The sequence below is a fragment of the Nocardioides luteus genome (assembly GCF_015752315.1).
Classification (GTDB): domain Bacteria; phylum Actinomycetota; class Actinomycetes; order Propionibacteriales; family Nocardioidaceae; genus Nocardioides.
The window spans coordinates 84,847-111,735 of sequence record NZ_JADOVJ010000001.1; the positions used below are offsets into that span (position 1 = coordinate 84,847).

At 70.4% G+C, this 26,889-nt stretch carries 23 protein-coding genes; 12 read left to right on the top strand and 11 right to left on the bottom strand.

The annotated features are described in order from the left end of the window. On the top strand, positions 1 to 2,292 hold the full coding sequence (locus HD557_RS00430; RefSeq protein WP_196872427.1) for a glycosyltransferase family 2 protein: 2,292 nt from the start codon (positions 1 to 3) through the stop codon (positions 2,290 to 2,292). A 23-nt stretch (positions 2,293 to 2,315) separates the two neighbouring features. Here HD557_RS00430 and HD557_RS00435 read toward each other — a convergent pair whose 3' ends face one another. The 5 genes from HD557_RS00435 to HD557_RS00455 are packed head-to-tail and all read right to left on the bottom strand — an operon-like array spanning position 2,316 to position 7,571. Continuing rightward, complete coding sequence (locus HD557_RS00435) at positions 2,316 to 3,950, bottom strand: hypothetical protein (protein ID WP_196872428.1); 1,635 nt, start codon at positions 3,948 to 3,950, stop codon at positions 2,316 to 2,318. Next, entirely contained in the window at positions 3,947 to 4,786 is an 840-nt protein-coding gene (locus HD557_RS00440; protein WP_196872429.1) for a hypothetical protein, read from the bottom strand. Before HD557_RS00440 ends, HD557_RS00435 begins: the two co-directional genes overlap by 4 nt. Positions 4,787 to 4,789: 3 nt before the next feature. Beyond that, positions 4,790 to 5,575 carry a class I SAM-dependent methyltransferase gene (locus HD557_RS00445; RefSeq protein WP_196872430.1) on the bottom strand — a complete coding sequence of 262 codons (786 nt, stop codon included), beginning with the start codon at positions 5,573 to 5,575 and terminating at the stop codon, positions 4,790 to 4,792. Next, positions 5,572 to 6,576 carry an NAD-dependent epimerase/dehydratase family protein gene (locus HD557_RS00450; RefSeq protein ID WP_008354918.1) on the bottom strand — a complete coding sequence of 335 codons (1,005 nt, stop codon included), beginning with the start codon at positions 6,574 to 6,576 and terminating at the stop codon, positions 5,572 to 5,574. Before HD557_RS00450 ends, HD557_RS00445 begins: the two co-directional genes overlap by 4 nt. Continuing rightward, complete coding sequence (locus HD557_RS00455; protein WP_008354916.1) at positions 6,573 to 7,571, bottom strand: glycosyltransferase; 999 nt, start codon at positions 7,569 to 7,571, stop codon at positions 6,573 to 6,575. The genes HD557_RS00450 and HD557_RS00455 overlap by 4 nt, the downstream gene beginning before the upstream one ends. A gap of 73 nt (positions 7,572 to 7,644) precedes the next feature. Between HD557_RS00455 and HD557_RS00460 the strand changes: the two genes are divergently transcribed. After that, positions 7,645 to 9,957 carry a hypothetical protein gene (locus HD557_RS00460; RefSeq protein WP_196872431.1) on the top strand — a complete coding sequence of 771 codons (2,313 nt, stop codon included), beginning with the start codon at positions 7,645 to 7,647 and terminating at the stop codon, positions 9,955 to 9,957. A gap of 13 nt (positions 9,958 to 9,970) precedes the next feature. Here HD557_RS00460 and HD557_RS00465 read toward each other — a convergent pair whose 3' ends face one another. The 4 genes from HD557_RS00465 to pseB all read right to left on the bottom strand — a co-directional run bounded on the left by HD557_RS00465 (position 9,971) and on the right by pseB (position 14,062). Then, a complete protein-coding gene (locus tag HD557_RS00465) occupies positions 9,971 to 11,119 on the bottom strand; it encodes a hypothetical protein (RefSeq protein ID WP_196872432.1) in 1,149 nt (382 codons plus the stop codon). A gap of 77 nt (positions 11,120 to 11,196) precedes the next feature. Then, the gene (locus tag HD557_RS00470; RefSeq protein WP_196872433.1) at positions 11,197 to 11,919 is read right to left on the bottom strand and encodes a cytidylyltransferase domain-containing protein; all 723 of its coding nucleotides are present in this window, start codon (positions 11,917 to 11,919) and stop codon (positions 11,197 to 11,199) included. Beyond that, positions 11,916 to 13,037 (bottom strand): DegT/DnrJ/EryC1/StrS family aminotransferase, encoded by a 1,122-nt coding sequence (locus tag HD557_RS00475; RefSeq protein ID WP_196872434.1) that lies wholly within the window; start codon positions 13,035 to 13,037, stop codon positions 11,916 to 11,918. Before HD557_RS00475 ends, HD557_RS00470 begins: the two co-directional genes overlap by 4 nt. A 2-nt stretch (positions 13,038 to 13,039) precedes the next feature. After that, on the bottom strand, positions 13,040 to 14,062 hold the full coding sequence (gene pseB, locus HD557_RS00480) for a UDP-N-acetylglucosamine 4,6-dehydratase (inverting) (protein WP_008354908.1): 1,023 nt from the start codon (positions 14,060 to 14,062) through the stop codon (positions 13,040 to 13,042). Between the two features lie 114 nt (positions 14,063 to 14,176). Between pseB and HD557_RS00485 the strand changes: the two genes are divergently transcribed. Next, a complete protein-coding gene (locus tag HD557_RS00485) occupies positions 14,177 to 15,235 on the top strand; it encodes a PseG/SpsG family protein (RefSeq protein WP_231380120.1) in 1,059 nt (352 codons plus the stop codon). A 6-nt stretch (positions 15,236 to 15,241) separates the two neighbouring features. On the opposite strand, the gene pseI is transcribed toward HD557_RS00485, so the two are convergent. Further along, positions 15,242 to 16,297: a pseudaminic acid synthase gene (pseI, locus tag HD557_RS00490; RefSeq protein ID WP_196872437.1), complete on the bottom strand. Its 1,056-nt coding sequence runs from the start codon at positions 16,295 to 16,297 to the stop codon at positions 15,242 to 15,244. Continuing rightward, complete coding sequence (locus HD557_RS00495; RefSeq protein ID WP_196872438.1) at positions 16,297 to 16,833, bottom strand: GNAT family N-acetyltransferase; 537 nt, start codon at positions 16,831 to 16,833, stop codon at positions 16,297 to 16,299. Before HD557_RS00495 ends, pseI begins: the two co-directional genes overlap by 1 nt. Before the next feature lie 52 nt (positions 16,834 to 16,885). Between HD557_RS00495 and HD557_RS00500 the strand changes: the two genes are divergently transcribed. From HD557_RS00500 to HD557_RS00540, 9 genes are all read left to right on the top strand, one after another. Continuing rightward, positions 16,886 to 17,137, top strand: coding sequence for a phosphopantetheine-binding protein (locus tag HD557_RS00500; RefSeq protein ID WP_008354901.1), 252 nt, complete (start codon positions 16,886 to 16,888; stop codon positions 17,135 to 17,137). Then, the gene (locus HD557_RS00505; RefSeq protein ID WP_196872439.1) at positions 17,134 to 18,357 is read left to right on the top strand and encodes an AMP-binding protein; all 1,224 of its coding nucleotides are present in this window, start codon (positions 17,134 to 17,136) and stop codon (positions 18,355 to 18,357) included. Before HD557_RS00500 ends, HD557_RS00505 begins: the two co-directional genes overlap by 4 nt. Then, positions 18,350 to 19,096, top strand: a complete 747-nt coding sequence (locus tag HD557_RS00510; protein ID WP_196872440.1) for an SDR family NAD(P)-dependent oxidoreductase — start codon at positions 18,350 to 18,352, stop codon at positions 19,094 to 19,096. Before HD557_RS00505 ends, HD557_RS00510 begins: the two co-directional genes overlap by 8 nt. Continuing rightward, positions 19,096 to 19,458 (top strand): 4-phosphopantetheinyl transferase family protein, encoded by a 363-nt coding sequence (locus HD557_RS00515; protein ID WP_196872441.1) that lies wholly within the window; start codon positions 19,096 to 19,098, stop codon positions 19,456 to 19,458. Before HD557_RS00510 ends, HD557_RS00515 begins: the two co-directional genes overlap by 1 nt. 30 nt (positions 19,459 to 19,488) lie before the next feature. Continuing rightward, positions 19,489 to 21,528 (top strand): acyltransferase family protein, encoded by a 2,040-nt coding sequence (locus HD557_RS00520; protein ID WP_196872442.1) that lies wholly within the window; start codon positions 19,489 to 19,491, stop codon positions 21,526 to 21,528. 157 nt (positions 21,529 to 21,685) lie between these two features. After that, complete coding sequence (locus HD557_RS28855; RefSeq protein ID WP_196872443.1) at positions 21,686 to 23,665, top strand: capsular polysaccharide synthesis protein; 1,980 nt, start codon at positions 21,686 to 21,688, stop codon at positions 23,663 to 23,665. Positions 23,666 to 23,748: 83 nt separating this feature from the next. Then, positions 23,749 to 24,144 (top strand): adenylyltransferase/cytidyltransferase family protein, encoded by a 396-nt coding sequence (locus HD557_RS00530; protein WP_008354890.1) that lies wholly within the window; start codon positions 23,749 to 23,751, stop codon positions 24,142 to 24,144. Positions 24,145 to 24,226: 82 nt separating this feature from the next. Beyond that, a complete protein-coding gene (locus HD557_RS00535; protein WP_196872444.1) occupies positions 24,227 to 25,663 on the top strand; it encodes a LicD family protein in 1,437 nt (478 codons plus the stop codon). An 18-nt stretch (positions 25,664 to 25,681) separates the two neighbouring features. Continuing rightward, positions 25,682 to 26,887, top strand: a complete 1,206-nt coding sequence (locus tag HD557_RS00540; protein ID WP_008354887.1) for an acyltransferase family protein — start codon at positions 25,682 to 25,684, stop codon at positions 26,885 to 26,887. Positions 26,888 to 26,889 lie beyond the last annotated feature (2 nt).

Consider the following 26,889-nt stretch of genomic DNA (forward strand, 5'->3'; position numbering starts at 1 on the left):
ATGTCGCAGGCTGCCCTGAGCATCGTCATCCCGTTCCACAACGTGGCGCCCTACTTCCAGACCTGCTTGGAATCGCTTCGCACCCAGACCTTCTCGGACTTCGAGGTGGTCATGGTCGACGACGCGTCCACCGACGGATCCGCGGAGATCGCGGAGCGGTTCGCCTCGATCGACCCCCGGTTCCGGGTGGTCCGTACGCCGAAGGTCGGTGTCGGCGTCGCGCGGAACATCGGCATCGAGAACAGCCGGGGTGACCTGCTCGCGTTCGTCGATGCCGACGACTACGTCCCGGAGTATGCCTACGAGCTGATGACCGACACGTTGGCCGAGACGGGTTCGGACTTCGTCGCGGGCAACGCTCGCCGCTTCGACTCGGTGTCGGTCTGGCAGTCGTGGTCCCACCGCCGCCCGTTCGTCACCGCCCGGAAGTCGACACACTGCAGTCGCACCCACATCCTGGGCATCGATCGCTACATCTGGAACAAGGTGTACCGGCGCGACTTCTGGGACTCGGCCGGTCTCAGCTATCCGGACATGCTCTACGAGGACTACCCGGTCGCCCTCGCCGCCCACATCCGCGCCCGACAGGTCGACATCCTCGCCGACCCCGTCTACTACTGGCGGCAGCGCGACGGTGGCGAGGCATCGATCACCCAGAGCCACTGGCATCTGGACAACCTCGAGGACCGCGTACGTTCCGCCGAGATGCTCTTCGACATGGTCGAGGAGCAGGCTCCCTACCTCTCCGACCTGGTGAAGTCGCATCTCACCGCGACCGATGTCCAGGTGCTCGCCCGATCCATCGAGGACCATCCGGCCGAGGAGGCCGGACGCATCTTCGACCTCGCCGGGCGCTACCTGGCGCGCATCGACGATCGGATCCTCGATCGGCAGGGCCCGTTCGAGCGACTCGTGTTCGACCTGCTGCGCCGCCGTCAGCGGGACGCGCTGACGGCGCTGACCCGCTACCGGGCCGAGAACGGCACCCAGGCGCCGCTCGCCCGTCGCCGGGACGGCTGGTACGCGAAGCTCCCGTCCTTCGGGGACGCTGCTGTCGGCGTCCCCGACTCGGTGTTCCGCCTGTCTCCGGCCTACATGAAGGCCAAGGCCGTGGCGACCGAGGCCTGGTGGAGCGGCTCCCGGATCGAGGTTCGGGTCAACATCGGTGCCAACACCCTCGCGCTCGCGCCGCGTACGCGCTTCAAGGTGTGGTTGGAGAGTCCGGCCGGCGTCAGGATTCCGGTGGATCACGTCGCCCGGCCGCGGGCGATCGCGTTCGGCCAGGTGGACAGGTCCACGCTCGAGCTGAGCATCGATCCCTCGCGCCTGGCGGGCGATCGCCAGTGGCGCCTCATGATCGGCATCCGCAACCGCGATCTCCGCGACGTGATCCAGGTGACGACGTCGGGCGACGGACGGGAACGCTGGCAGGGCTGGCGCCGCATCGGCAACCGCTGGTGCCGCCCAGGACGCCTCCCCGGGGGCTTCGGGCTCACCGTTCGCGACCTGCCGGACGCCTGGGTGGACCACGCCACCGACCTCGGCGACGAGATCGAGATCCGGGGTGCGTTCCGGGGCGCTGCTCCCGCGAGCGCGGAGCTGACGCTCACCGGTCGCGGTGGCTCGGTGGTGACCCACCCGTTGACGATCGGCGAACGCGGCGAGCGGGGCATCACCCCGTGGCGGGTGACGGTGCCCGTCGGCGCCGTTCTCGAGCGGTCCGGGCTGGACATGCCCATGGAGGAGATCGTGCCGACCCGGGTGAAGCTGACCCGGAAGGGACGTACGTCTCCGCTGCCGGTGCACCCGGACTTCCTCGGTTCGCGATCGCTGATGAAGGGGCGGGCGGTGAACGCCACCCGCGACCCGAACGGCTCCTTCGTCATCACCGCGACGCCCGACCGCCCGGTCGTGCACGACGCCTGGTGGCAGGGTGAGGATCTGGTCCTGCGTGGCCCGGACGGTCCCCGGCTGGAGTCGACCGGTGCGGTGCTCCGCACCTGGCCGACCCCGGAGAAGCCGCTCGACGTCCCGCTGGACGTGGTCGATCGCGACGGGGTCTTCCTGATCACCGTGCCCGCCGGTACGTTGCGGAGCACGGCGATCGAGCACGGTGCCTGCGAGACGGCACCGTGGTCGCTGCTGGACGGCCGCGAGCACAAGCCGATCGTGGTGGCCCGCGAGCTCAGCGAACGGGTGCCTCAGCCCGCCGCGAACGAGGCGGCGAAGCTCGAGTTCGGCTGGTCGGACGAGATCCACCTGCGGCTCGCGCCGGTCACGCCCACCGCGTGACCGGCTGACGCCTGGTCGGGCCGCTAGCGCCTGGCCAGGCGTCGGAGCGCGGCGCGAACCCTTCTCAGCACACGGGCCGCGCGCCGGGCCCCGGGGACGCGCCCGAAACCGGCCCGCGCCCGCCCGGGGACGGCCGTCGCGCGCCGGGCGACCCGGTTCATGGACGTGGCCTGACGAGCGCTCAGCTGGTCCTCCAGCTCCTTGATGCGACTGTTCAGGGCCGTGACGTCGCGCCGGGCCGCCGTGCGAACCTCGTGGGTCATCGTCTGACGCTGACGCATCTGCTGCTTGAACCAGGTCACCTGACCGCGCAGCGCCTCGTTCTCGGCCATCAGCTTCCGCAGCTCGCTCGGGTCGGCGTCCTGCGGCGCCTGCCGGCCCGCGACCACGGGTGCCATGCCGTTCGACGAGAGCGAGGACTCGCGGCGCTGACGCACGCGGCGGACCTCCGCCGGAGTCACCGAGAGATCGACGGTCGCCGCGAGCAGGACGGCGAGCTCGTCCCGGCCGCGACCGGCCGGCCACGGGTGACGCCACCCCGCCACGCAGAGGTACGCGGCGAGCTCGTCCAGCAGCCCCAGCAGAATCTCGTCAGCGGACTCGCCGAGCTTCACCGTCGACTCGTGAACAGGGACGACCTGGTCGGCGTCGAGGCCGATCTCGTCGACCTGAAGACCGCACCATCGCTCGGGAGCGCCGGCCACGGCGTCGCGCAGCCGGCGTACGTGATGGCGCAGGCCGGACGCGTCCCGGCGGGCGGAGTCGCGCATGGCCTCGATCAGCCAGGACCGGTCGGCAGCCGTCCAGGACGTCTCGTCACCGGTCCGGTCGACACCGAGGACGGACGGCACCGGGGCGAGACCGCGCGCGACCAGCCAGCCACCGGCAGCCGCCGCGGCCCCCAACGTGTCCAGCGTCTGGCCCAGCGCCGGCTGGAGCTCACGCAGCGTGGGGGTGTCGGCGGGGCGGCCGTGAGCGACCGCGAGCGCCACCGAGCAGGCCTCGGGAGCCGCGGCCAGGGTCGGAGAGTCGACGTCGGGCCACAGCGTGTATCCGCGACCCGCGAACCGTGCGCTCGCGTCCGCGAGGCTCAGCGGGTTCCCGCGATCGTGGACGGGGAACGACCAGTCGGCGTTGTCGTCGGAGGCCTCGGGGGTCACGGCCCTGAGCTGCGCGAGCGGCGATCCCGGGTTGGGCACGACCAGCGCCAGGCGAGAGCCGCCCGGTGCGATGCCGGCGAGGTGCTCGGCGATCGCCTGCCAGTCCGCGGGGTCGGCGTCGATCGTCGCGACCCGGCCGAGCCCGTCCAGCGCGAGCACGGCGTCGACCGGCCGATCGGGGGTCCACGCCCGCAGGTCACCGCAGACGACGTCCACGGACCTGGCGGCGTACCGCTCGGAGACGAGGTCGGCGTCGGCGTGCGTGCGCACCACGACCGTGGTCGTCGCGGCCGCGTCGACGGCCGCGTCGAGCAGGTCGAGGTCGTGCGGGCCGACGACGAGCAGGTGCGACGCTCCGCTCGCCGTCGCCACGGCGAACCGGGTCAGGACCGGTCCGCGGGGGAGCGGTCGGGTCCCTGTCAGGTCGGACCAGTCGTACATGTCGCCGGGGACGACGCTGTAGGCGGCGGTCTTCGCAGGCGTGTCGGTGTCGTTCATGCAGTGATCTCCCATCCGAAGAGCGCGCGCAGCTCAGCAGGCGACGCCATCGCATCCAGCCCGAGCTCGCGCACGGTCGTGGCGCGTACTTCCTCTGCGTCGGTCTCCACCCCGTGGAACTCGGGGAACAGACGCCTGGCCTGCTCGTTCCCGTCCCTGACGCTGGCGTCCCGGACGTCGGCGAAGGTCATCGGGTCACCGTAGACCGCGACCTCGGAACCGACCGAGGCACCGTAGAAGATCGCCGTGGTCAGCCGGTTCGACGCGACCCGGCGGTGACGGATCTGCTCCGCGTACTGCTTGTGGAGGAAGCGGATGTCCGTGCCCTGGCGCAGCGTGCCTCGCTTGCCGTGGCAGATGACCCGGAAGCCGGCGTCCTCGTAGCGGCGGCGGATCTCCGGCATGTCGTACTCGATCCAGTAGAGACAGACGGTCACCGGGCCGTCCTCGGTGTCTCGGATCTCCGCGATCAGCCGGTCGTGGTCGCCGCTGACCTCGCCGTGGTCCCAGGTGTGGAACGGGTAGAAGATCGTGCCCTCACGCTCGTCGGCCGGCGGGATGGGCTCGACGTCCTTCTTGAGCTCGAGCAGGTAGTTCCACGGGGCGCCGATCACGGCGTAGTCGCGCCAGCCGGCCGCCTGACCGCGGCGCAGGTTCGCGTGGGACCAGACGAACTTGGGGAAGCCGTAGGGCGGCGCGTGACCCGGGCCGAAGCCGTGCAGGAGGTTCCAGCCGTGCTGGAGCACTCCCCAGATCGGACGCGGCTCCTCGAACGGGAGGCCGCAGTACTCCGAGAGGATGTGCGCATGTCCGTACCAGTGGTTGCTCGTGTCCAAGTCTCAGTCTCCGAGAGGTAGCGAACGGATTCGGTCGGTCTTGACCGCGACCAGGAGCACCGAGGACCCGAACGGCAGGTCGAGCCGGGGCAGCATGCGCTCGTCGATGCGGGTGGCGCCGAGCAGCACCTTCTCGACCCCGGGGGAGACCTCGGGGAGCGGTGCGACGCCGCCGTCGGGAAGCTGCCGGGCGCCGGCCGCACCGCGCTCCTTGAGTCGGGTGACCAGGCGCTGAGCGGCGAACATGGGGAACGTACCCGCGAAGCCGTACGTCGCACGCACCGGCGACAGCCCGGCGGCCCTGACCGCCGCCACCGCCCGCCGCCGGGTGTAGCGCCGGTGGTGGTGGTTGTGGTCGTCGTGGCTGGTCCAGGCCCAGTTGTACGCCGGCACCGACATGAGCAGCCGCCCGCCGGGGGCGAGCACGCGCTGGATCTCGGCGAGGGCGGTGGCCTCGGGCTCGCAGTGCTCGATGACGTCGAAGGCCGCGACCACGTCGAAGGAGCCGTCGGCGAACGGCAGTCCGGTCGCGGAGCCGCACACGCCGCCGTCGACCAGGCCACGTGGGTCGACGTCCAGCGAGACGTGGTGCTCGGCGGTGCCCCGGAGCCAGGTGACGCTCGGCCCGTCGGCGCTGCCGACGTCGAGGAGGCGGCGTGGTGCCCCGACGTACGGCTTCATGACGGTCTCGAGGATGCGGGTGCGCGCCCGGTACCACCAGTAGTCGCTCTGGGCGATCGAGGGAGAGCCGCCGGACCTGGTGCCGAGCAGCATGCCCATGTCGGTCATCGGATGGAGATCTCGCTCACGTGGGTCGGAAGTGCGGAGGTAGCAGCAGAGTAGGCCAGTGCGATCTCATCGGCGATGCGACGCACGCCAACGGCGAAGGGCGTTTGCGTCCGTTGGTCGAGCTCCGGCCACACGACGCTGCGGACGCGCAGGTCGCGCACCTGGCCGGGCGTGCCGGCCCCCGGGATGCGCAGCCTCGCCCGTCGTCGGAAGACCCGGTTGATCTCTCCGATGACAGCCGCGAGGGTCACCCCGGTGCCGGTGGCGAGGATCTTGACGACGGCGTTCGATCCGGAGCGTTCGACCTGCTCGTGGAGCCCGTCGAGGGCCTCGACGACCATCTCGGCGCAGTCGCCGACGTAGAGGTAGTCCCGGATGGTGTCGAAGGAGACCCAGACCGGCAGCGGTGTGCCGCGCAGCTGGGCCAGGCACAGCTGAGAGACCAGGCCCTGGGGCTTGGAGAGCTTCTGGCCGGGCCCGTAGAGGTTGGTGATCCGGCCGAGCAGCGCCACCGACCCGGTCTCGGCGCAGAACTCGGTCAGTGCCTCCTCCATGGCCAGCTTGGCCCTGCCGTACGCCACCAGCGGGCGAGCCTCGGAGACCTCGGTGAACGGGGGCTCGGCCGAACCGGCGTAGACGCCGCCGGCGGAGGACGCGAAGAAGAACGCGAGCCGGGTGGTGGGCAGTAGCGCCGCGCGCAGGTCGGTGAGCACGTCGCGGAAGAGCGACACCTCGGTCTCGAGCTCGTCCGCCGGGGTGGCCACGAAGCCCGCGCCGGCGCACCAGGCGATGTTGACGCGGCCGTCCGGCGCGGAGCCGAGGAAGGCGGCGAGCTCGGACCTCAGGACGGAGCGGGCGGCGACCGGGTCGTGCCAGGGCACGCTCGCCGTGCGGACCGGCGCCCCGGAGCGCTCGAACGCGGTGCGTACGTGGCGGCCGAGCAGGCCGCCGCCACCGACGACGAGCGTGGGCGGTCCGGACGGGCTGACGGCGCCGGTCACTCGGGGCGACCGGGCCGGGGTCCCTCGCGAAGCGGGCCGTTCGCGGGGTCGCTGACGATGACGTAGAGCGGCTTGCCCATGGCCATGTTGACGGAGACACCGAGGTATTCCGCGATCACGCCGAGGGTGAGCATGATGGCGCCGGAGCAGACCAGGACGGCCGCCATCAGCGAGGTCCAGCCCTGCACCGGGACCCCGCCGGCGAGACGGGCGACGACCAGCGCGACCGCGAGGACGATGCCGGAGGCGGCGAGCAGGGCTCCGCAGATGCTGACCGCACGCAGCAGCCGGGTGCCGCCGGTGAGCACCATCCGCCAGAAGTGCGACATCAGGGAGCGGTAGTTGTAGCCGGAGGGCCGCTCACCCTCCTCGCGCAGCTCCACCGGGCAGGTCGCCACGTCCGAGATCACCCAGCTCAGGGCGACGTCGAGGTAGACCCCGTTGGCGGCGTAGGCGGACACGCTGCGGCCGTACTCGCCGAGGATCAGGCGGAAGCTGTTGAACTGCCGGGCGCTGCCACCGGGCATCAGGCGGTCGATGACGACCTTAGAGCCGCGCGACGTCAGGTTGCGCAGCGGACCGTGGGGTGCCGCGTTGGTGGGGCGGGCGTAGACGAGGGCGGCCCGCTCCTGGAGCGCGGTGTCGAGCATCGGCCGGATGTAGGCCGGGTCGTGCTGGCCGTCCTCGTCCATCGTGACGATCCAGTCCGATCCCGACGAGGCCAGGCCGGCGAGGGTCGCGGCGTGCTGGCCGAAGTTGCGGCTCAGCCAGATCGGCCGAACGATGTCGTACTTCTCGGCGAGCTGTCGCATGGCGAGATCGGAGGCGTCCGGGCCGTGGTCGTGGACCAGGAGGATCTCGGTGACACGTCCCTGGTGCCCGTCCGGGGTCACGAACGGTTCGGCGAGATCGACGATCTCGCTCACCACGTCCGGAAGCGTCTCGGCGCCCCGGTAGACCGGGATGACGACGGAGACGGTGTGGGTGAGGGACATCGCTAGGAAAATAGCGCATCCGGAGGGTCTTGGGTGTACTCCATGTAGGCGTTTTGTTGGCATGATCGCCCGCGTGACTGCAGACCCGGCAACCGTGGGCGTCGCACCTGACGCAAAGCCCTCCTCGGACCGCACGTTCTCGGGCCGTGCGCGCTCGGGAGGGACGTGGTCCGGTCTGCTCCCCGGGGTGCTCGTCGTGGGCATGACCCTCGTCCTCGCGATGGTCGTCGCCGGCGTCGCTCTCGGCGACGCCCTCCTCTTCACCGGGTACGTCCTGGCGTTCCTCACGTTCCCCGGCACGGTGGTGTGGCGAGCGGTCGCGAAGCCGGGGCCGGGCCTCGGCAACGACCTGGTGCTCGGCACCATCCTCGGGTTCGTCCTCGAGGCGCCGCTCTACGTGCTGCTGCGAGCGATCGACCTCCCCTCGCTGATCTACGGCTATCCGGTCGCGGTGCTCGTCGTGACGCTGGTCGTCGTCCGGCGCCGTCGACGGGTCGGTCCGGTCGTGGTCGGACGGGCTCACCTGTGGTCCTGGGCCGGAGCGGCGGTGGCGTGCGTGCAGGTTCTTCTGGTCACGAACCAGATGTGGTCCTACAGGCCGCTCGACGCGTTGCGGGCGCCGTACGTCGACGAGCCCTTCCACCTCGCCATCGCCGGCGACCTGCTGCACCACTTTCCCGGCCAGATGCCGTGGGTCGAGGGCACCCCGCTCTTCTACCACTGGCTGGTCTACGTCCACCTGGCGTCGGCGGCGACGGTCACCCACATCGAGCTCATCGTGCTCCTGCGCAGCCTGTCGATCGCGTTGCTCGTGCTGCTCACCGTCGGCGGAGCGTACGCAGCGGCCACACGCCTCACGGGACGGAAGTGGACCGGCTTCGTCGCTGCCCTCGTGCTCGCCATGGGTGCCACTCCGGACTTCTTCGGCTGGACGAGCCTGGTCAGCCCGGCGGAGCTCGCCCTCGACTCCGTCACCCGCGCGTTCTACAGCCCGACGCACGCGTTCGTGATGCCGCTCCAGATGGTCCTGATGGTGCTGGTTGTCGAGATGATCCGGGGTGAGCGGTGGCGGTGGCGGCCGTGGCTGCTGACGGTGGTCGTCATGGTCGCGGTGGCCGGCGCGAAGTCGTCCGCCCTGCCGACGGTGATCGCCGCCCTGCTCCTCGCGCTCGTGGTCGCGGCCGTGCTGCGCCGCTGGCAGGCGGTCCGCACGCTCGCGGTCCTGTTCGGGTCGGCCGTCGCCGTCTTCCTGGTCGCGCAGCAGGTGTTCTACGGCGGCGGCACCCGGGCGACGACGATCGATCTCAACGGAAGCACCGTCCAGCGGCTGGGGATCCTGATGCTGCCGGAGGGGGAGACCCTCCCCGGGTCAGCGCCGGTGTCGATCTGGATCTGCTTCACCGTCGGGTTCGTCCTCGGTGCCGTGCCGCTGATCATCGGCCTGGTGCGCGGCGGCTGGCGCCGCCCCGACTTCGTGTTCCTGATCGGCCCGTGGGCCGCCGGGGCCGGTGCGTTGATGGTCCTGAGCCACCCGGCGCTGAGCCAGGCCTACTTCCTCCTGGGCGCCGCCGGGTTCTTCGCCGTGGCCACCGCCGTCGCGCTCTCGGACCTCCTCCCTGTCGACCTGCCACGGCGCGACGTCGTGCGGATCCTCGGCTGCGCCGCTCTGGGCTGGCTCGTGCTCGTGGCCGTGAGGCTGATCGTGGGCGGCAAGATGCCGGCCACCGGCTCGGTCTTCACGCCGACGTTGCTGACCCAGCTCGCGGTCGGGTTGCTGGTGCTCGCCGTCGCGGTCGTCCTCGTGCTCGTGTACGCCAAGCGCACGACGGTCGCGGCGATCCCGGCGGTCGTGGCGCTGATGCTGGGAGTCGTGCTCGCCGGCGCACCGCAGACCACCGCGCTCGCGGTCGCCGGCCCCTGGCTTCCCAAGGCTCCCGCCACGGACATCATCGGCCCGGGTGGGATCGCCGCCGCACGGTTCGTCCGCGAGCACTCGCAGCCGGACGAGCTGATCGCGACCAACGCCCACTGCATCGGGCTGCCCGTGCCCGACTGCGACCGCCGGAACTTCTGGATCGCGGGTTATGCCGAGCGGCGGGTCCTGGTGGAGGGCTGGGCCTACATCGACCCGACGGTGGTCGGGCAGCCGTCCACGGACCTCAACAACTCCGCCTACCTGCCCTTCTGGGACCCGCAGCTGCTCGAGGCCAACGACGCGGCCATCACGCGTCCCTCACCGCAGACGATCGGCACGCTGCGTGACGAGTACGGGGTCGACTGGCTCGTCGTCGACCGCCGCTACCTGGCCGACCTCCCCGGCATCCGCCGCGAGCTCGGCCAGCCGCGCTTCAAGGGCGGGCTCTACTCCGTGTTCGACCTGCGCTGACCGGTCACGCCGGTCAACGGCGCAGGAGGCGACGCAGCCGGCCCCGCTGTCGGGCCGCCTCCGCTTCCCTCCTGCGGGCGCGGGCGGCTTCGACCTCCTCTTGGATCTCCTCCGGGATCGTGTGCAGGCCCTGCATGACCAGCTTCACGACCTGCAACACCTCATCGCCCGGGATCTCGGAGTAGTCGCCGATGTTGTAGTCGGGGAAGGTGCTCCGCTCGATCATCTCGGTGAAGGGGAAGCCGCCGAGCTTGCCGATGAGGAGGTTGTCCTCGCGGTAGTCGTCGAGGAGCTCCTGGCGGAACTCGGGGGTCATGTAGACCGCGCTGGTGTTGTTCCACCCGAGCTGGGTGGTCAGGGTGACGAAGTCGCCACGGATCATCTGGATCCACCGCAGCCGGGTGGCCTTCCAGGAGTCGGCGCCCCGGAGCCGGCCCCGCATCGGCGCGGCCGCCACGATCGGAGCCAGGTGCCGTGCGGTCTCGACGGTCCGCCAGCCGGAGCCGACGTTGCTCGAGGCGGCCCCGGTGGCCTTGATCGGGAGCTCGCACGTGCTGAAGAAGTCCGCCACGGCGTTGCCGTCGCGGAGCTCCTTGCGGATGAAGGGGCGCAGCCGGAGGTCGACGTCCGGGATGGCGGTGGTGATGGTCTCGGCGAACTGTCCGTAGTGGAGGAAGCTCATGTCGAGCGGTGACCACTCGCGGAACTCCTCGAAGGGGAGATCGACCAGCTCGGCGTGCTCCGGTCGCATCACCATCAGCCGCTCGACGTAGAAGGCGTTGTAGAACGTGGCCTGGTCGCGGACGTAGTGGACCCAACGGACCTGCGCGCCGGCCTGGCGCGCGTACTCACCGATCGCGCTGATGTGCTCGGGCGTGAGCAGCGAGAACGACTCGCACGAGATCACGGTGGTCTCGGCGCTGCCCGAGGCGATCGACTCGACGAGCTGCTCCCAGGTGCCGAGGGCCGGCATGAAGAGCACCTCGCCGACCAGCTGGGAGTAGAGGTTCTGGTGCTGGATGCTGTGCTCGCCGCGGCCGATGGTGGGGTAGACCACCTCGGGCGGGAGGCTCCCCTCCTTGTTGGCGCGGGCGAGGAAGGACTGGATCGCCGTGCTCCCGGTCTTGAAGGTGCCGGAATGGACGATCAGAGTCTTCTGCATGCAACGCTCCAATTGTCGCTGCTGGGATGGGGTGCGGCGCGACGTCCCGCGTGGTCACGAATCCTACTGGCCGAGGCTCACTGACCGAGCTTCTTCTGCTCGATCTGGGCGTTGATCTCGACCAGCTCGGGATGGGCCTCCAGGAGCGAGACGAGGCCGGCGGCGTCGAGACGAAGCGCGTCGTGGTCCTCGATGAGGATCCGCAGGAGCTGCATGTCCTCGGGGGTGTCGAGCGTGATCCGGTACGCCGAGGCGTCCCGCTCCCACGGCAGGTTGAGCTTGGGCCGGGCGCTGTCGGTGTAGAGCCACGGGGTGACGTGCTCGCGGTGGGGAGTCTCGGTGGCGTTCCGGTCGGCCTCCAGCAGCGCCTCCGCGGAGAAGACCTCGAAGTCGAGCCCTCGCGGATAGGTGCGCTCCAGGGCGTTGCTGGCATAGAGCGCGGGGTCACCGGCGGCCACCCAGGCGTCCACGCCGCGGCGTACGACATCGCCGTCGATCAGGGGGCAGTCGCTGGTCACCCGGACGACGACGTCGGGCTCGAACTCTCGCACCGCCAGCGCGAAGCGGGACAGCACGTCGTGCTCGCTGCCACGGACCACCCCGGCGCCGAGCTTGTCGGCCAGGACGGCGACCGGATCGTCGTCGGCGTTGGTGGTCGTCGCGACGATCACCGCGAGTCCGGCCGCGGTGAGCCGGGTGAGGTGGTGCTCGAGCATGGTGATGCCGGCCGCCTCGCGCAGCACCTTGCCGGGGAGGCGGGTGCTGGTCATCCGGGCCTGGGTGATGACGGCGGTCTTCACAGGATGCCGATCAGGGTCTCGACGACCTGGTCGACCTGGTCGTCGGTCAGGTCGGGGAACAGCGGCAAGGAGAGCTCCTCGGCGTAGAACGCCTCCGCGTTCGGGCACATCCCGCGCCGGTAGCCCAGGTCGGCGTAGACCGGATGCCAGTAGACCGGGATGTAGTTGACCTGTACGCCGATGCCGGACGCCCGCATCTTCTCGAAGACCTCGCGCCGGCGGTCCTCGAGGATGCGCACCGGGTAGAGGTGCCACGCCGGGTCGACGCCCTCGCGCCGGACCGGCAGCCGCAGCCCCTCGACGTCGGCGAGCGCGGCGTTGTAGCGGGCGGTGATCTCCGCACGCCGCTGCTTGAACCCGGCCAGCCTCCTGAGCTGGGAGAGGCCGAAGGCGCACTGCAGGTCGGTGAGCCGGTAGTTGAGCCCGAACTCGTGGACCTCCTGGTGCCACGGCCCCTCGTCCTTGATCCGGAACCGGTCGGCATCACGCATCAGCCCCACGAAGTGGAACTCGTGGGCCCGCTGCGCGATGGCGGCGTCCTTGGCGACGACGGCGCCGCCCTCGGCGGTGGTGAGGTTCTTGGTCGGGAAGAACGAGAGCGTGGTCAGGTCGGCCAGGTCCCCGACCGGGCGTCCGCCGGCGGAGCCGCCGATCGAGTGGGCCGCGTCGCCGAGCGTCAGCGCGCCGACCCGGTCGGCGATCGGCTGCAGCGCGGCGTAGTCGGCCGGATGGCCCGCGTAGTCGACGGCCGCCACGACTTTGGTGCGGTCGGTGACGAGGGCGTCGACGGCGGCCGGGTCGAGGAGGGCGGTGTCCTCCTCGACGTCGGCGAAGACGACCTTCGCGCCGAGCAGCGAGGCCCCCGACGCGGTCGCGACGAACGTCATCGGCGTGGTGACGACCTCATCACCGGCACCCACCCCGGCGGCGGCGTAGGCGATGTGGAGGGCAGCGGTGCCGGAGGTGCACGAGACCGCCCGGTGCCCACCGACCAGGTCGGAGAGCGCCTGCTCGAACGCATCGACCGTCGGTCCGGTGGTGAGCCAGTCGCCACGCAGGATCGCCGTGACGGCCTCGATGTCCTCCTCGGAGACCGACTGGCGGCCGTAGGGCAGCATGCTCAGATCCCCGACTCCAGAACCGCGCGGAGGTCGTCGGCGTCGTACCAGATGTCGTTCTTGTCCGAGGCGCAGTGGAAGCCGTCGGGAACCGGCACGGCGTCCATGATCGGCTTGTAGCCCCACTGCGGGTTCTCGGGCTCGATCACGTAGTACTTCCCGTCGCGGATGCTGACCGCCCGGCGGCCCTCTTCCGGGCTGATCATCTCCTCGTGGAGCTTCTCGCCGGGCCGGAGGCCGATGTCGACGAAGGTCGCGTCGGGGGCGACCGCCTTCGCCAGATCGACGACCTTGTGGGAGGGGATGTGCGGGACGAGCAGCTCGCCGCCCTGCATGAGCTCGAAGGTGTCGAGCACCATCTGCACCGCCTGCGGCAGCGTGATCAGGAACCGGGTGCACCGCATGTCGGTGATCCCGAGCGGCTCACCGCGCTCGGCCATCGCCTTCCACCTCGGGATGATCGACCCGCGCGAGCCGGTGACGTTGCCGTAGCGCACCACGGAGAACCGGGTCTCGTAGGAGGCGGCGTAGTTGTTGCCGAGGATGAAGATCTTGTCGGCCGTCAGCTTGGTCGCGCCGTAGAGGTTGATCGGTGAGGAGGCCTTGTCGGTCGAGAGGGCGACGACCTTCTTGACGCCGGCGTCGATCGAGGCCTCGACGACGTTCTGCGAACCCAGGACGTTGGTCTTGATGAACTCGAAGGGATTGTACTCCCCGGTGTCGACCTGCTTGAGCGCCGCGGCGTGGACGACGTAGTCGACGTCGTGGAGCGCCCGGTGCAGCCGGTCGCGATCGCGGATGTCTCCGATGAACCAGCGAAGCCTCGGGTCGTTGCCGAACAGCTGGCGGCACTCGTACTGCTTGAGCTCGTCGCGTGAGAAGACGATCACGCGCCTCGGGTTGAGGTTGTCGAGGACGTTGCGGATGAACGCCTTCCCGAACGAGCCGGTCCCGCCGGTGACCAGGATGCTGGCGCCATCGAGAGGATGGTTGGCGGGGGACTCTCGGACTTCCGAATTCGGCACGGTCACAGGGATGCTCTCTAGTCTTGACCTCATCTGCAGCGCCAACGATACGGCGCGCAAAAGGTGACAGATGCCGTTCGCCAGAAACGGACGGATCCGGGGGGTTGCACAGACATGTCCATGGGATCGCCCGACGACGAGCGTCTCCGGGTGGCGATGGTGTGCGACGCCGGACCCGGTGTCGGGATCGGGCACGTCATGCGCTGCCTGGCGCTCGGGGAGGAGCTCGTCGCGCGCGGAGTTCCCGTGGTGGTGGTCGCGGACCTCGACGAGGTGCCCTGGGCTGCCGAGCAGGTGCGGCGGCGTGGGATCGAGATCGCGTCACCGGGATCGGGCGATCTCCGCGACGTCCTCGACGCGCTCGCCGGCATCGAGCCGTCGTCGGTGGTCGTGGACTCCTATCTCCTCCCGGTCTCGGTCTACGCCGAGCTGCGGCAACGCTGGCCGCTGCTGGCGCTCACCGACGGCGACCCCGGTGGCCGGGTCGCCGACCTCTTCCTGGACCAGAACCTCGGTGCGGAGTCCTCCGCGTGGACGCTCCCCGAGGGGGCCCGGCATCTCGGTGGGCTCGACTACGCCCAGCAGCGGCGCGACATCGTCCGGCAGCGTCCGAGCGTGGCCAAGGCCGCCGCCGACGAGCACACGCCTCTGCGGGTGCTGGCGTTCTTCGGTGGCACGGACGCCTTCGGGGTCTCGCCGCGGGTCGTGCGCCTGGTCGTGCGCACCGGCATCGCCGTCGACCTGACCGCCATCGCGGCCACCCCGGAGCTGGCCGAGGAGATCGCCGGCATCGAGCCGGCGCCGGGGCAGACCGTCCACGTGATCGGGCCGACCGACGTCCTGGCCGAGCTGGTCGCCGACGCCGACGTGGTGCTCAGCGCCGCCGGCACCTCGGCCTGGGAGCTCTTCTGCCTCGGCGCTGCGGTCGGATTCGTCTGCGTCGCCGACAACCAGCGGGAGGCGTACGTCCGGATGGACGAGGACCGGCTGGCGGTCGGGATCGCCACGCTGGCCGAGCTCGACGGCGATGCCGAGGCTGCGGTGGCCCGGATGCGTGACCTCCTGGGCGACGTACGTCTGCGGGAGCGGCTGCGCGCGGCCTGCTGGGCCACGGTCGACGGCCGGGGGCCGGAGCGCGTCGCCGACGCCCTCCTGGCCCTCGAGCGCGTCTAGACCGATCTAGACCAGGTCCCAGCTCAGCGGCGTGCCGGCCGGGACGTCCTGGGTGAAGGAACGGCCGAAGACGATGTCCACGTCGCCCGGCGGAAGCCCGTCGGCAGGGCGGACGGAGCGTACGTTGTCCGGCCCGACCTTCTCCCCGGCGCGTACGTCGCGGGTGACGAAGAGCGAACGACGGAACCGCAGGCCCTCCCGCTCGGCCGACTTCGGGCCGATCCGGGCCTCGCCGAGCGCCTGCCAGGCGATCCTGGTCTCGCTGACCAGCGAGGCGAACTCGTGCGGCTCCAGGGAGAAGTCGGAGTCGACGGCACCGTCCGCGCGGGAGAGCGTGATGTGCTTCTCGATCACGCAGGCGCCGAGGGCGACGGCGGCGACCGAGGCACCGATGCCGAGCGTGTGGTCGGAGAGGCCGACAGCGACGTCGAGCCCGTCGCGCAGCACCGGGATCCCGCGGAGGTTGGAGGCCTCCGGAGGAGCCGGATAGGACGCCGTGCAGGCCAGCACGACGAGGTCGTCGTTGCCGGTCGCCCGGGCCGTACGCACCGCCGCGTCGATCTCCGCGAGCGTCGCGGTGCCGGTGGAGATGATGGTCGGCAACCCGGTCTCGGCGATCGCCCGGACCAGCGGCAGGTCGGTGATCTCGGAGGAGGCCGACTTCAGCATCGGGACACCCAGCTTGACCAGGAAGTCGACCGCGGTCGGGTCGAAGGCGGCGGAGAAGGGGACCATGCCCAGCTCGGAGGCGAGCGCGAAGATCGGCTCGTGCCACTCCCACGGGGTGTGCGCCTCCTCGTAGAGCTCGTGGAGGCGGCGGTTGGGCCACAGCGGGTGGTCGGCCGAGAGCCGGAAGGCGGGGGTGTCGACGTCCAGGGTGATGGTGTCGGCGGTGTAGGTCTGGATCTTGAGCGCGTGCGCGCCGGCCTCGCCGGCGGCGCGGACGATGTCGAGCGCCCGCTCCAGGTCGCCGCCGTGGTTGCCGGACATCTCCGCGATCACGAACGGCTCGTGCCCGGGACCGATTGTGCGGCCCCCGACGGTGATCTCGTGGGTGGTCATCACTGCTCCTTGCCGGAACGTCGGGTCGGTCGGTCGTCGCGGTGCAGGCTGACCGGGATGGCGGTCACCACGCCGCCGTCGACGGTCTGATCGTAGGGCTCGCCCTCGGTGAACCCGAGCCGGCGGTTCATGGCGCGGACGGACTCGTTGTGGGGGAGCACCTCGCCCTCGAGGAGGTCGATGTCGAGACCGTCCGGCTCCGGGGCGAAGGCGTACGCCACGGCCTCACGCATCACCTTGGTCCACGCCAGCAGCGCGGTGCCGTCGGCGGTGGTGCCGTCGTGGTCGAGGTAGAACCCCCAGGACGCGGACCGGGCGACGGGATCGTGGTCGAAGAAGGTCACCACGCCGAGGGGGCGGTCGGCGTACTCGAACATCAGCACCCGGCGGGTGGGGTCCCGGGCGACCCGGGACCACCAGGCGGCGTGCTCCTCGGCGGTGATCAGATGCTGGTTGATGCTCACCGACCGGTTCGCGTCCTGGTTGCGCCACGTCAGCATGCTCGTCAGGTCGGCGTCGGTCGCCGGTCGTAACATCGGTCTCCTCGGACGTCATGGGATGCGCCCTCACGTTATATGGTCCGAGGCCATGGAGACTCTTGACCGACCGGCGGTCCGCAAGCTCATGGGCGAGGTGCTGGCCGTGCAGGGAAAGACCCTGCCCGCTGACGACACGGCGAAGCTGGCCGACATCGGCTTCCGCTCCCTCGACTTCTCCGAGCTCGCGCTCCGGGTCGAGGACGAGATCGGTGACGAGCTCAACTTCGAGGCGGCCGGACTCCGCTCGATCGAGACGATCGGAGACGTGCTCGACCTGCTCGTGGAGATCCAGGGGCAGTGATCGCCGACAACCTCGTCGTCGACGCCCGGACGGGGAGGCGTACGACCTGGGGTGAGCTCGTCCAGCAGGCCGGCCCACGGCCCTCGCCGACGGCCCACGTGGTGGAGCACAGCGTCGACGCGCTGCCAGCGGTCGCCGCGTTGGAGGACGGCGGCGAGCTGCTCGTCGTGGCCGCCGGACGGCTCGACGAGGCGCTGGCCGAGGAGCTGCGTGGGGCGGGGTTCGACCTGGCCGCCGGGGACGACGTCCAGGCGGCCACGAGTCACCGCGCAACCGAGGACGGCCGGGTCTGGCTGCTCACCTCGGGGTCGACCGGCCGGCCCAAGCGGGTCGGTCACACCCTGGCTTCGCTCTCGACCGTGACCGGCGAGCTGGCTCCGCGCACCTGGCTGTGCCCCTACTCACCTGGCACCTACGCCTGGTGGCAGGTGATCACCCTCGGGCTCGGTGTGCCCGGTCAGGACCTGGTGCTCGTCGATCCCGCCGACCTGGACGACTGGGTGACGCCCGCGCTCGAGCATGGTGTCACCGCGGTCTCCGGGACCCCGACCTTCTGGCGGCGTACGTTGATGCGCCACGGCGCCGAGCTGCGCAAGCTTCCGCTCGAGCAGGTCACGCTCGGTGGTGAACCGGTCGACCAGGCCGTGCTGACCCAGCTCGGCGAGGTCTTCCCGGACGCGCGCGTGTCCTGGATCTACGCCTCCTCCGAGGTCGGCGCCTCGATCGTCGTCCACGACGGCCGCGCCGGGTTCCCGGTGGAGTGGCTGGGTCGCGAGGTCCCCGGCCGCCCACGGCTGGCGGTGGCGGACGGTGAGCTGGTGATCACCTCGCCGCACCACGGCGTCGACGCCTCGGGCACCGAGCTGGCCGGCGCCGTACGCACCGGCGACGCCGCCCGCATCGAGGACGGCCGGGTGCTGGTCACCGGTCGCCTGGACCGGGACGAGCTCAACGTCGGTGGCTCCAAGGTGTCCGCCGGTGCCGTCCGGGACCTGCTGCAGTCCCACCCGGACGTGGCCTGGGCCTCCGTACGCGGCCGGAAGGCGCCGCTGGTCGGCACCATGGTCGTCGCCGACGTGGTCGCCGGCCAGGGCTCCGACGTGAACCCCGACGACCTGACCCGCTGGGCGGCCGAGCGGCTGCCCGAGTACGCCGTGCCCCGGCGTATCAAGATGCTTGCCGAGATCCCGGCCAAGGAGACGCTGAAGAGCGATGTCTGACTTCCCACCCATCCCGCCGGTGTCCGTGGTGCTGGTCTCCGGTGCCTCGCGCGGCCTCGGTCTGGCCATCGTCACCGACCTGCTCGAGCGCGGCGTCAAGGTCGCGGCCTTCGCGCGCACGGTGACCCCCGAGCTCGAGGCGCTGGCCTCGAAGTACCCCGACGCCACCCATGTCGGCTCGGTCGACGTGACCGACGAGAAGGCGGCCCAGGCGTTCGTCAAGGAGGTCGAGGGAAAGCTCGGCGTCATCGACGGCCTGGTCAACAACGCCGCGATCGGCCAGGACTCGCTGCACGTGCACACCTCCTCCGACCGGATCGCCCAGATCATCGAGACCAACCTGACGGCGCCCCTGGTGCTGACCCGGTTCGTGCTGCGGCGGCTGATCGGCAAGGGCCTGAAGGGCCGGGTCGTCAACGTGACCTCGATCTGCGGCCAGCGTGGCTATCAGGGCCTCGTGGCCTACTCGGCCACCAAGGGCGGTCTCGACGCGGCGACCCGCTCCCTGGCCCGTGAGCTCGGTGGCCGGGTGCTGGCCAACGCCGTCGCTCCCGGGTTCTTCGCCTCGGAGATGTCCGCGGTGCTGGGGGCGAACCAGCTCGAGTCGATCGCGCGACGGACGCCGTCGGGTGCGATGACCACTCCCGAGGACGTCGTCCCGACCGTCCGGATGCTGCTGCTCGAGCAGACCAACATCAACGGCCAGTCGATCGTCATCGACGGCGGCGGCTCGATCTGATGCTCCGCGACCAGCTCAGCGTCGGCAGCGATGCCGAGCTGGCGGGATATCGCGCCCGCAGCCACCTCCACGACGGCCGGGTGGTCGCCTGGACGGGTTCCTACGACGTCCCCGTGGCCGTCGACGGCGAGGTGGAGCGTACGGTCCCGGCGGCCCTGGCGCGGCGGTTCGGCGCCGATGGGTTCTGGGAGCGATGGACCCGGGCGGAGTGCGTCGCGAAGCTCACCGGCCGCGGCGTCGTCGACCTGGTCGACCTGATGGCGGCCGAGGTGCCCGGCACCGGCGTGCGCCTGAGCACCCTGCGTCTACCGGGCGGGATCGTGGTGTCGGTCGGTCGGCTGGGCGATGCCCCGAATTCCTGATCCGTTCACGGAATCGCCATAATCCTCCGGGTGATTCGCACCGAGATCCAGGCGCTGAGGGCGTTCGCTGTCAGCGCTGTCGTCCTGTTCCACCTGTGGCCCAACCGACTTCCCGGGGGCTATATCGGTGTGGATGTCTTCTTCGTGATCTCGGGGTTCCTGATCACCTCACACCTGCTGCGGAGCCAGGAGAAGGGGCGCCTGAGCCTGGCCGACTTCTGGGCCAAGCGGGCGCGGAGGCTGTTGCCCGCGGCGTACCTCGTCCTGGTCGTCACCGCGATCGGGACGCTCCTGTGGGTGCCGAAGGTGCAGTGGCAGACGTTCTTCCTCGAGATCGGTGCGGCGGCGATCTACATCGAGAACTGGGAGCTGGCACGCAACTCGGTGGACTATCTCGCCGCGCAGCACGCCGCTTCGCCGGTGCAGCACTACTGGACGCTCTCGGGCGAGGAGCAGTTCTACCTGATCTGGCCGCTGCTGGTGCTGCTCGCCGGCTGGATCGCCGCGCGCAGCGGTGCCGACCGGCGCCGGATGACGGCGATCATCCTGGGCCTGGTCACCGCCGTCTCGCTCGCCTTCGCACTCTGGTGGACCGTCGCCTCGCCGGAGACCGCCTACTTCATCACGCCGGCACGTGCCTGGGAGTTCGGGCTGGGCGCAATGCTCGCCTTCGTCCCGGTCGTCGCCGGCCGCGACAACCTCCGAGCCGCGGTCTCGTGGGTGACGCTCGCGGTCCTGACGGCGAGCTGTTTCGTGCTCGGCCCGACGACGCCGATGCCGGGCTTCGCCGCGGTCGTGGTCTGCGTCGCCACCGCCGCACTGATCTGGGCGGGCAACTCGGCCGCTGCCTGGTCGCCCACCCGGATCGGTGACCTGCGGCCGGTCCAGTGGCTCGGCGAGATCTCCTACTCGCTCTACCTGTGGCACTGGCCGCTCATCATCCTGACTCCCTACGCCCTCGGCGTCGACCACCTGGGCCTCGTCGAGCGGCTCCTCGTCGGCGCGGCCTCCGTCCTGCTCGCGGCGGCGACGAAGTACTGGGTCGAGGACCCGGTCCGTACGCATCGCAGGCTCGTGCACCACCCCGGCCGCAGCCTGGCCGCCACCGGTATCGCGGCGGTCCTGCTCGTCGGCGTCAGCAGCGCGGGGTGGGGGTACGTCGAGAAGCAGAACCGCGAGGACGCGGCCCTCGCCGCCGAGATCACCGAGGACGCCCCGCGCTGCTTCGGTGCGGCCTCCCGCGCGCCGGGTGCGAAGGACTGCCCCAACCCCGAGCTCGATGGCGTGCTGATCCCGACCGCGGCCGGCGTACGCGAGGACTGGCCCGACTTCCCGGGGTGCGACGAGCAGCTGCTCCAGCGGCCGTTGAAGGGGTGTGCCGTCGGCGAGCGAGCGCCCGGTCGCCCGCACATCGCCGTGATCGGCGACTCGCACAGCCGGGTGCTGATGTCGTCGCTGGAGACGCTGGCGGACCGCGGCATGCTCTCGGCCGAGCTGTTCTGGGGCAGCGGTTGCTCCTGGACGGCTGGAGAGCCGTACGTGAAGACCACCGAGTTCAAGGACCAGTGCCGTTCGCTCAAGAAGGACCTCGGCGCCAAGCTCGAGAAGAACGCCACGGACTACGACTTCGTGATGACCACGGCGTGGTCGAAGCTGATCACCGGTCCCAAGCCGGAGCGGGTCAAGGCGGTCAAGGACGCCTGGAAGCCGGTGCTGAAGCAAGGCGTGCCGGTGGTCGCGGTCCGCGACAACCCCACCTCCGGTGAGACCCGCGAGGATCAGCCGGCCTGTGTGGAGGAGGCCGGTGTCGCGCGCGCCAACGAGGAATGCAGCCTCGACCGGAAGAAGTCGTACGACTCGATCTTCGACCCGTTCGGCCCGGCGGCGCGCCAGTCCAAGAACGCCCATTTCATCGACCTGACCCGCTTCTACTGCGACGAGGACAAGTGCCCCGCGGTCATCGGTGGGGTCAACGTCTACCGCGACCGCGACCACATCAGCGTGACCTACGCCGAGACGCTGGCGCCCTACATCTACCGCGAGCTGCGCGGCTTCGGGTTGATCGACTGAACCGACGGGCGGTTCGGCAGAACCGACGGGCGAGGCGGTTTATCCTTAACCGTCGCGACCGGGTCGGGGCCGGCCGATGAAGCCGCCCCGCACGTCATGGAGCGACGGGTAACCGGCACGGCAGCTCGGACGCACGGCCACTGGGTACGAAGACGAGGTGGCTGTGCACAACCCTGATCGAGCAGCGAACGACGTGGCCCCGGCGGGCGGTGGTCCTGTCCTCGCCAACCTATTTCCCGATCCGGGCCTGCGCGGATCGCCGGTGCTGACCGCCGATCTCGCCCCCGACGGGCATCACCGCCTCGGGCCCGGCGACTGGATCTACGTGCACAAGCACGGCCGCGCGAGCCTGGTCGACGACGGCGACGTGCGCGCGGTGCGTATCGAGGGCAACGGCGCCAGCAACGACACCCACATCAGCCCGGGCGGGCGTGACGGTGGGCTACGGCTCGGCATGTCACCCGGGCGCACGTACACGTTCGCCGCTGATGTCGAGCTGGAGGCACCGCTCGGGGGCGTGCTGCATCCCGACGCGCTCCGGATCGTCGCCGGCTGGGAGGCGGACGGACAGCGGACCTGGCGCGGCGCCCGGTCCGCCGCCGCACAGAACGCGCCTGGGCGCACCCGTCTCGCGGTGACCTTCAGGCTGCCTCCGGAGGTCGACGGTGCCTGGGTCCGGCTGTTCTGCGGTGCGGCCAAGGGCGCCGTGCAGTGGTCCCGCTTCCAGCTGTCGGAGGGGGCGAACGGACGCGTCTTCCTCGATGCCGCCGCTGCGCCGCCCGCCGGCCTGATCGCCCGCTGGGATGGAGAGCCAGACGCCTCCGCCTCGGAGCTGGTCATCCCGGACACCCTCGCCCCGGATCTGCTGGACGACCTGCTTGCCGGGTGGGTGCAGCTCGAGGCCTTCGAGGCCTCCGCGCGTGCCGCGGCCGCGGTCGTTCCCGGCTCCGACCTCGCCTCTGCGCTGGGGCAGGCACGGGAAGACGCGTGGGCCGAGGCCCTCGAGCTCAGCGAAGCGGCCGTGGACAAGGAGCCGGAGGCGCTGGCGCCACGGCTGCTGATGGGCGCCGCCGCCGCGAGACTGAAGAAGCCCGAACAGGTCGTCGCGGCGCTGACCCCGGTCTTCGAGCGCCCGGCCGTCGATGCGACCACCTGCTACGCCCTGGGTCGGGCCTGCCATCAGCTCGGCCGACTCGACGAGTCCGCCGAGGCCAGCCGGGTGGCGATGTCCAAGGATCCGAGGATCGACGACGGTGCCGCCGCGGAGCTGTTGGCGGCGTCCCCCGGTACCGTGCCGGAGCGGGTCGCCGTCCGGAGGTTCGTGAGCGCGCATCTCGACCAGATCAGGAGGATGGCGCGAGCCAGCCGTGCCGACAAGAACGGCGACATGCCGTACGTCTTCGTCTACTGGGCACAGGGCATGGAGGCTGCGCCGCCGATCGTCCGGGCCTGCTACGAGCGGCTGAAGCGAGTGCCGGGGATCGAGCTACGGCTCATCACCGAGGCGAGCGTCCCGTACTGGGTCGATCTCCCGAACCACGTGAAGCAGCGCGTGCCGGCCACGAAGGCCGCGTTCTCGGACTGGCTGCGGATCGCGCTGCTGAAGGAGTACGGCGGCATCTGGGTGGATGCGACCTGCTACGTGACCGGTGACCTGGACGTCGTCGACGAGCTGGTGGGTGACCGCCGCTTCTTCGCCTTCAGGTACAACGATGCCCGGATCTCGAGCTGGTTCCTCGCGGCTCGCAACAACTCCTACATCGTGCACATGATGCACGCTGCCCTGGAGGTCTACTTCCGGTCGCACGACAAGGTGACCCACTACTTCTTCTTCCACGACCTCTTCGAGGCCTTGGCCCAGCTCGACGACCGGTTCGGCGAGATCTGGGAGACCAAGGGGCAGCACCGACCCACCAGCGTGCCCCACCAGCTGCAGGGTCTGCTTCGCGGACCGTCGGGGACCGGCGAGGACATCGCCGCGATCCATGGTTCGTTCGTGCACAAGCTGACCTACAAGCTCAAGGCGCACGAGGTCGGTCCCGACACCGTCGCCGGAGCGCTCGTGAGGGGTGACTACGAGGGGAATCTGGTGCGAGCGGAGGAGCCGAGAAAGCGTCGGTTCCCCGGGCGGGGGTGAGGCGACGCACAGGTGAACGCGGGGAATCCGCCAGGGGACGCGGGGTTGGACGATGAGTGGGCCGCGTGGAAGAATCCGCCCCTATGTCTCGCACAGTTGTCACCTTCGGAACCTTCGACGTCTTCCACGTCGGTCACCTTCGAATCATCGAGCGTGCTGCCGAGCTGGGTGATCGACTCGTGGTGGGGGTCTCGGCCGATGCGCTGAACTTCAGCAAGAAGAACCGCTATCCGGTCTTCAGCGAGGACGAGCGGCTTGCGATCGTCTCCGCGCTCAAGCCGGTGGACGAGGTCTTCGTCGAGGAGAGCCTCGAGCTCAAGCGTGACTACCTGATGAAGTTCGAGGCTGACGTGCTGGTCATGGGGGACGACTGGGCCGGCCGGTTCGACGAGTTCAAGGACATCTGCGAGGTCGTCTACCTGCCGCGCACCCCGGCGATCTCGACGACGGCGCTGATCGAGAAGATCAGCACGACGTAGTGCGTGGGTCGATGGCGCTGCACCATCGATCGTCCGTCCCCCCGACCTGAGAGTTCCCATGGTTTCCACGACCTTTGCGGCGTTGGCACGTCGATTCCGTACGCCGCTCCGCGATCTTCCCGGTACCAACGTGCTCTTGCCCTCCCTCGGCTACTTCGGCGGCATCGAGGCGAACCGGCTCGCCATCGGCGTCCGAGGACCGGTGTCGTCGATCCGGATGCACGTCCCCGACGACGTCGAGGGACAGGTCGACCTGCGGGGCATCGAGCTCTACGACGGAGGGGTGCGCGTCCCCGTCGAGCGCGGGAACGCCGAGATCACCCAGAGCTCCGTGGCGCCGACCCAGCCTGCGGGTGCGGACCCGTTCACCTACGGGACGCTGCGGACCACGAAGGAGAAGGGCGCGTGGTGGTCGGTGACCTTCCGCGAGCCGATCGCTGCCGACGAGGTGAGGGTCTACAACCGTCGCGACCGATGGGGTGACCGCTCCCGGCGCCTCTCCGTCGAGGTCACACCGGCGGACCACGGCCAGCCGACCGTCTTCACGGTCGACTCCGACGCGGTGATCGCCGACACCTTGCGAGTGCTGAGCCGGATCACGGGCCTGCGGGTGGACAAGTCGGTGCTCCGGACGGCCGACGGCGCCCGAGCGACGAGGCGCGAGATCCTCGATACGCTGGCGCGCCGGGCGGGCGAGGGTCTGCTGACGGCGGACGCCGAGGAGCAGCGCCTGCTGGCATCGGTGCTGCCGACGAGGCTCCCGGCCCAGCGGACGCTGTCGGATGCCGCCTGGCAGCTGCTGGGACACCTGCTCGCGGCGGAACGACTCCGCGTGCACGGCACGGCGACGTCGATGATGGCGTTCTCGGGTGTCCTGCGCAGCCGCGACGAGCTGGGCCGGCTCGAGCGCGAGGTCAATCGGGCCAGCGAGATCCTCGGCGGCGAGCAGTCGGTGGTGACCCGCCACGGGCTGCGCGACCTCGGGCTGCTTCGCAAGCGCTCGAAGGAGTACGTCACCGCCATCGTCCGCGCGACGGAGATGCTTTCCGGCCTCGGCCAGGACGCGATGCTCGCCTACGGCACGCTCCTCGGCGTCGTACGTGAGGGCGACTTCCTCGCCCACGACGACGACGTGGACATGCTGACCCCGATCCATGCCCCGTCGCTGGAGGAAGGCCGGGCGATGCTCGGCGACCTCCACGAACGGATCACCGCCCAGGGCTGGAGCGTGCACCGGCCGGGCGGGGGGATGAACTTCCACGTGCGCGACCCGGAGACCGGGCTTCACATCGACGTGTTCCCGATGATCGTCGGGGGTGAGAAGACCTCGCTGCACATGGAGCAGATGGTGATCCGGCCCATCGACACCACGCTGCTGCTGCCCTCGGTCGGGCAGACGTTCAAGGGCGCGGAGGTGCGCGTCCCGGCCGACCCCGAGGGCTTCCTCGAGGAGCGCTACGGCACGACGTGGCGTACGCCCGACCCATTCCATGACTGGCCCTGGACGCTGACCGACTAGATTCTGCTAGGACCCCACGTGATCGACGCTCTCGAGGCCACGGCCTCCAAGACCGACGCTTCCAAGACCGACACCGCCAAGCCCGACGCGACCAAGCCCGACGCTGCTCCGAGGACGCCTGCCAAGGCGCCCTCCCTGGGCCGGATGGCGGCCCTCGACGGCCTCCGCCTGCTCGCCGCGGTCGCGGTCATGCTGTATCACTTCACCGCCCGCGAGAATCCCGCGTGGGGCGAGGGGACGGTGCCGCCGGACATCTTCCCGGAGCTCTCCCGCTACACGATGTTCGGCCAGTTCGGTGTCGATCTCTTCTTCGTCATCTCAGGGTTCGTGATCCTGATGTCCGCCTGGGGCCGGCCGGTGTCCGCCTTCGTGACCTCGCGAGTGACGAGGCTCTTCCCGGCCTACTGGGCGGGGGTGCTGCTGACCGCGTTCCTGCTCGTGGTGCTCTGGCCGGAGCGCAAGGAGGTGCAGCTCAGCGACATCGCCACCAACCTGACGATGGTCCAGAGTGCCTTCGGGGTGAGCAGCGTCGACGGCGTCTACTGGACGCTCTGGTTCGAGCTCCGCTTCTACGTGATGATCGGTGTGCTGCTGCTCGTCGGGCTCACGGGTGCCCGGGCGCTCGCCTTCGCCGCGCTGTGGCCGACCGCTGCGGTGATGGCCGACACCGCCGGGTCCGGGTTGCTGGCCAACCTGCTGCTGGCCGAGTACGCCCCGCTGTTCGCCTGCGGGATGGCGATGTACATGGTCGCCCGCGACCGCAGCTCGATGCTTGCCTGGCTGGTCCTGGCGCAGAACGTCGTGCTGAGCGTGACCTGGTGCGCCGGAAACACCCGAGACCGGTTGATCGGGTGGACCACCCTGGAGCCGACGGTCATGCAGTGTGTCCTGATGACGCTCGGCTGCATCGGACTGGTCGCGCTGGTCACCCTGACCCCGCTGCGACGGCTGAACAGCAGAATCCTGACCACGGCGGGCCTGCTGACGTACCCGCTCTACCTGATCCACCAGTACTGGGGCTGGTGGATCATCAGCGGCCTCCACAACGACCTCCCGCCCTACGCCGTGCTGGCGATCGCAGGGGGCGTCGCGATCACTTTGGCCGCGCTGGTCCACGTCCTCGTCGAGCGGCCGTTGGCGCCGATCCTCAAGCGCGGGATCGCCCGATCCTTCGCCAGCCTCGCCGCGCAGGAGCGACAGGTCTCGACCCGAGAGCGGGTGTGAGC

Excerpts from the sequence above, each read along its gene's own strand:
- HD557_RS00435 (WP_196872428.1), bottom strand. The coding sequence starts at position 3,950 with ATGAACGACACCGACACGCCTGCGAAGACCGCCGCCTACAGCGTCGTC.
- HD557_RS00530 (WP_008354890.1), top strand. The coding sequence starts at position 23,749 with ATGTCTCGCACAGTTGTCACCTTCGGAACCTTCGACGTCTTCCACGTC.
- HD557_RS00500 (WP_008354901.1), top strand. The coding sequence starts at position 16,886 with ATGGAGACTCTTGACCGACCGGCGGTCCGCAAGCTCATGGGCGAGGTG.
- pseI (WP_196872437.1), bottom strand. The coding sequence starts at position 16,297 with ATGACCACCCACGAGATCACCGTCGGGGGCCGCACAATCGGTCCCGGG.
- HD557_RS00445 (WP_196872430.1), bottom strand. The coding sequence starts at position 5,575 with ATGACCGACATGGGCATGCTGCTCGGCACCAGGTCCGGCGGCTCTCCC.
- HD557_RS00495 (WP_196872438.1), bottom strand. The coding sequence starts at position 16,833 with ATGTTACGACCGGCGACCGACGCCGACCTGACGAGCATGCTGACGTGG.
- HD557_RS00485 (WP_231380120.1), top strand. The coding sequence starts at position 14,177 with ATGTCCATGGGATCGCCCGACGACGAGCGTCTCCGGGTGGCGATGGTG.
- HD557_RS00515 (WP_196872441.1), top strand. The coding sequence starts at position 19,096 with ATGCTCCGCGACCAGCTCAGCGTCGGCAGCGATGCCGAGCTGGCGGGA.
- HD557_RS00455 (WP_008354916.1), bottom strand. The coding sequence starts at position 7,571 with ATGTCCCTCACCCACACCGTCTCCGTCGTCATCCCGGTCTACCGGGGC.
- HD557_RS00465 (WP_196872432.1), bottom strand. The coding sequence starts at position 11,119 with ATGCAGAAGACTCTGATCGTCCATTCCGGCACCTTCAAGACCGGGAGC.
- HD557_RS00430 (WP_196872427.1), top strand. The coding sequence starts at position 1 with ATGTCGCAGGCTGCCCTGAGCATCGTCATCCCGTTCCACAACGTGGCG.
- HD557_RS00510 (WP_196872440.1), top strand. The coding sequence starts at position 18,350 with ATGTCTGACTTCCCACCCATCCCGCCGGTGTCCGTGGTGCTGGTCTCC.
- HD557_RS00475 (WP_196872434.1), bottom strand. The coding sequence starts at position 13,037 with ATGCTGCCCTACGGCCGCCAGTCGGTCTCCGAGGAGGACATCGAGGCC.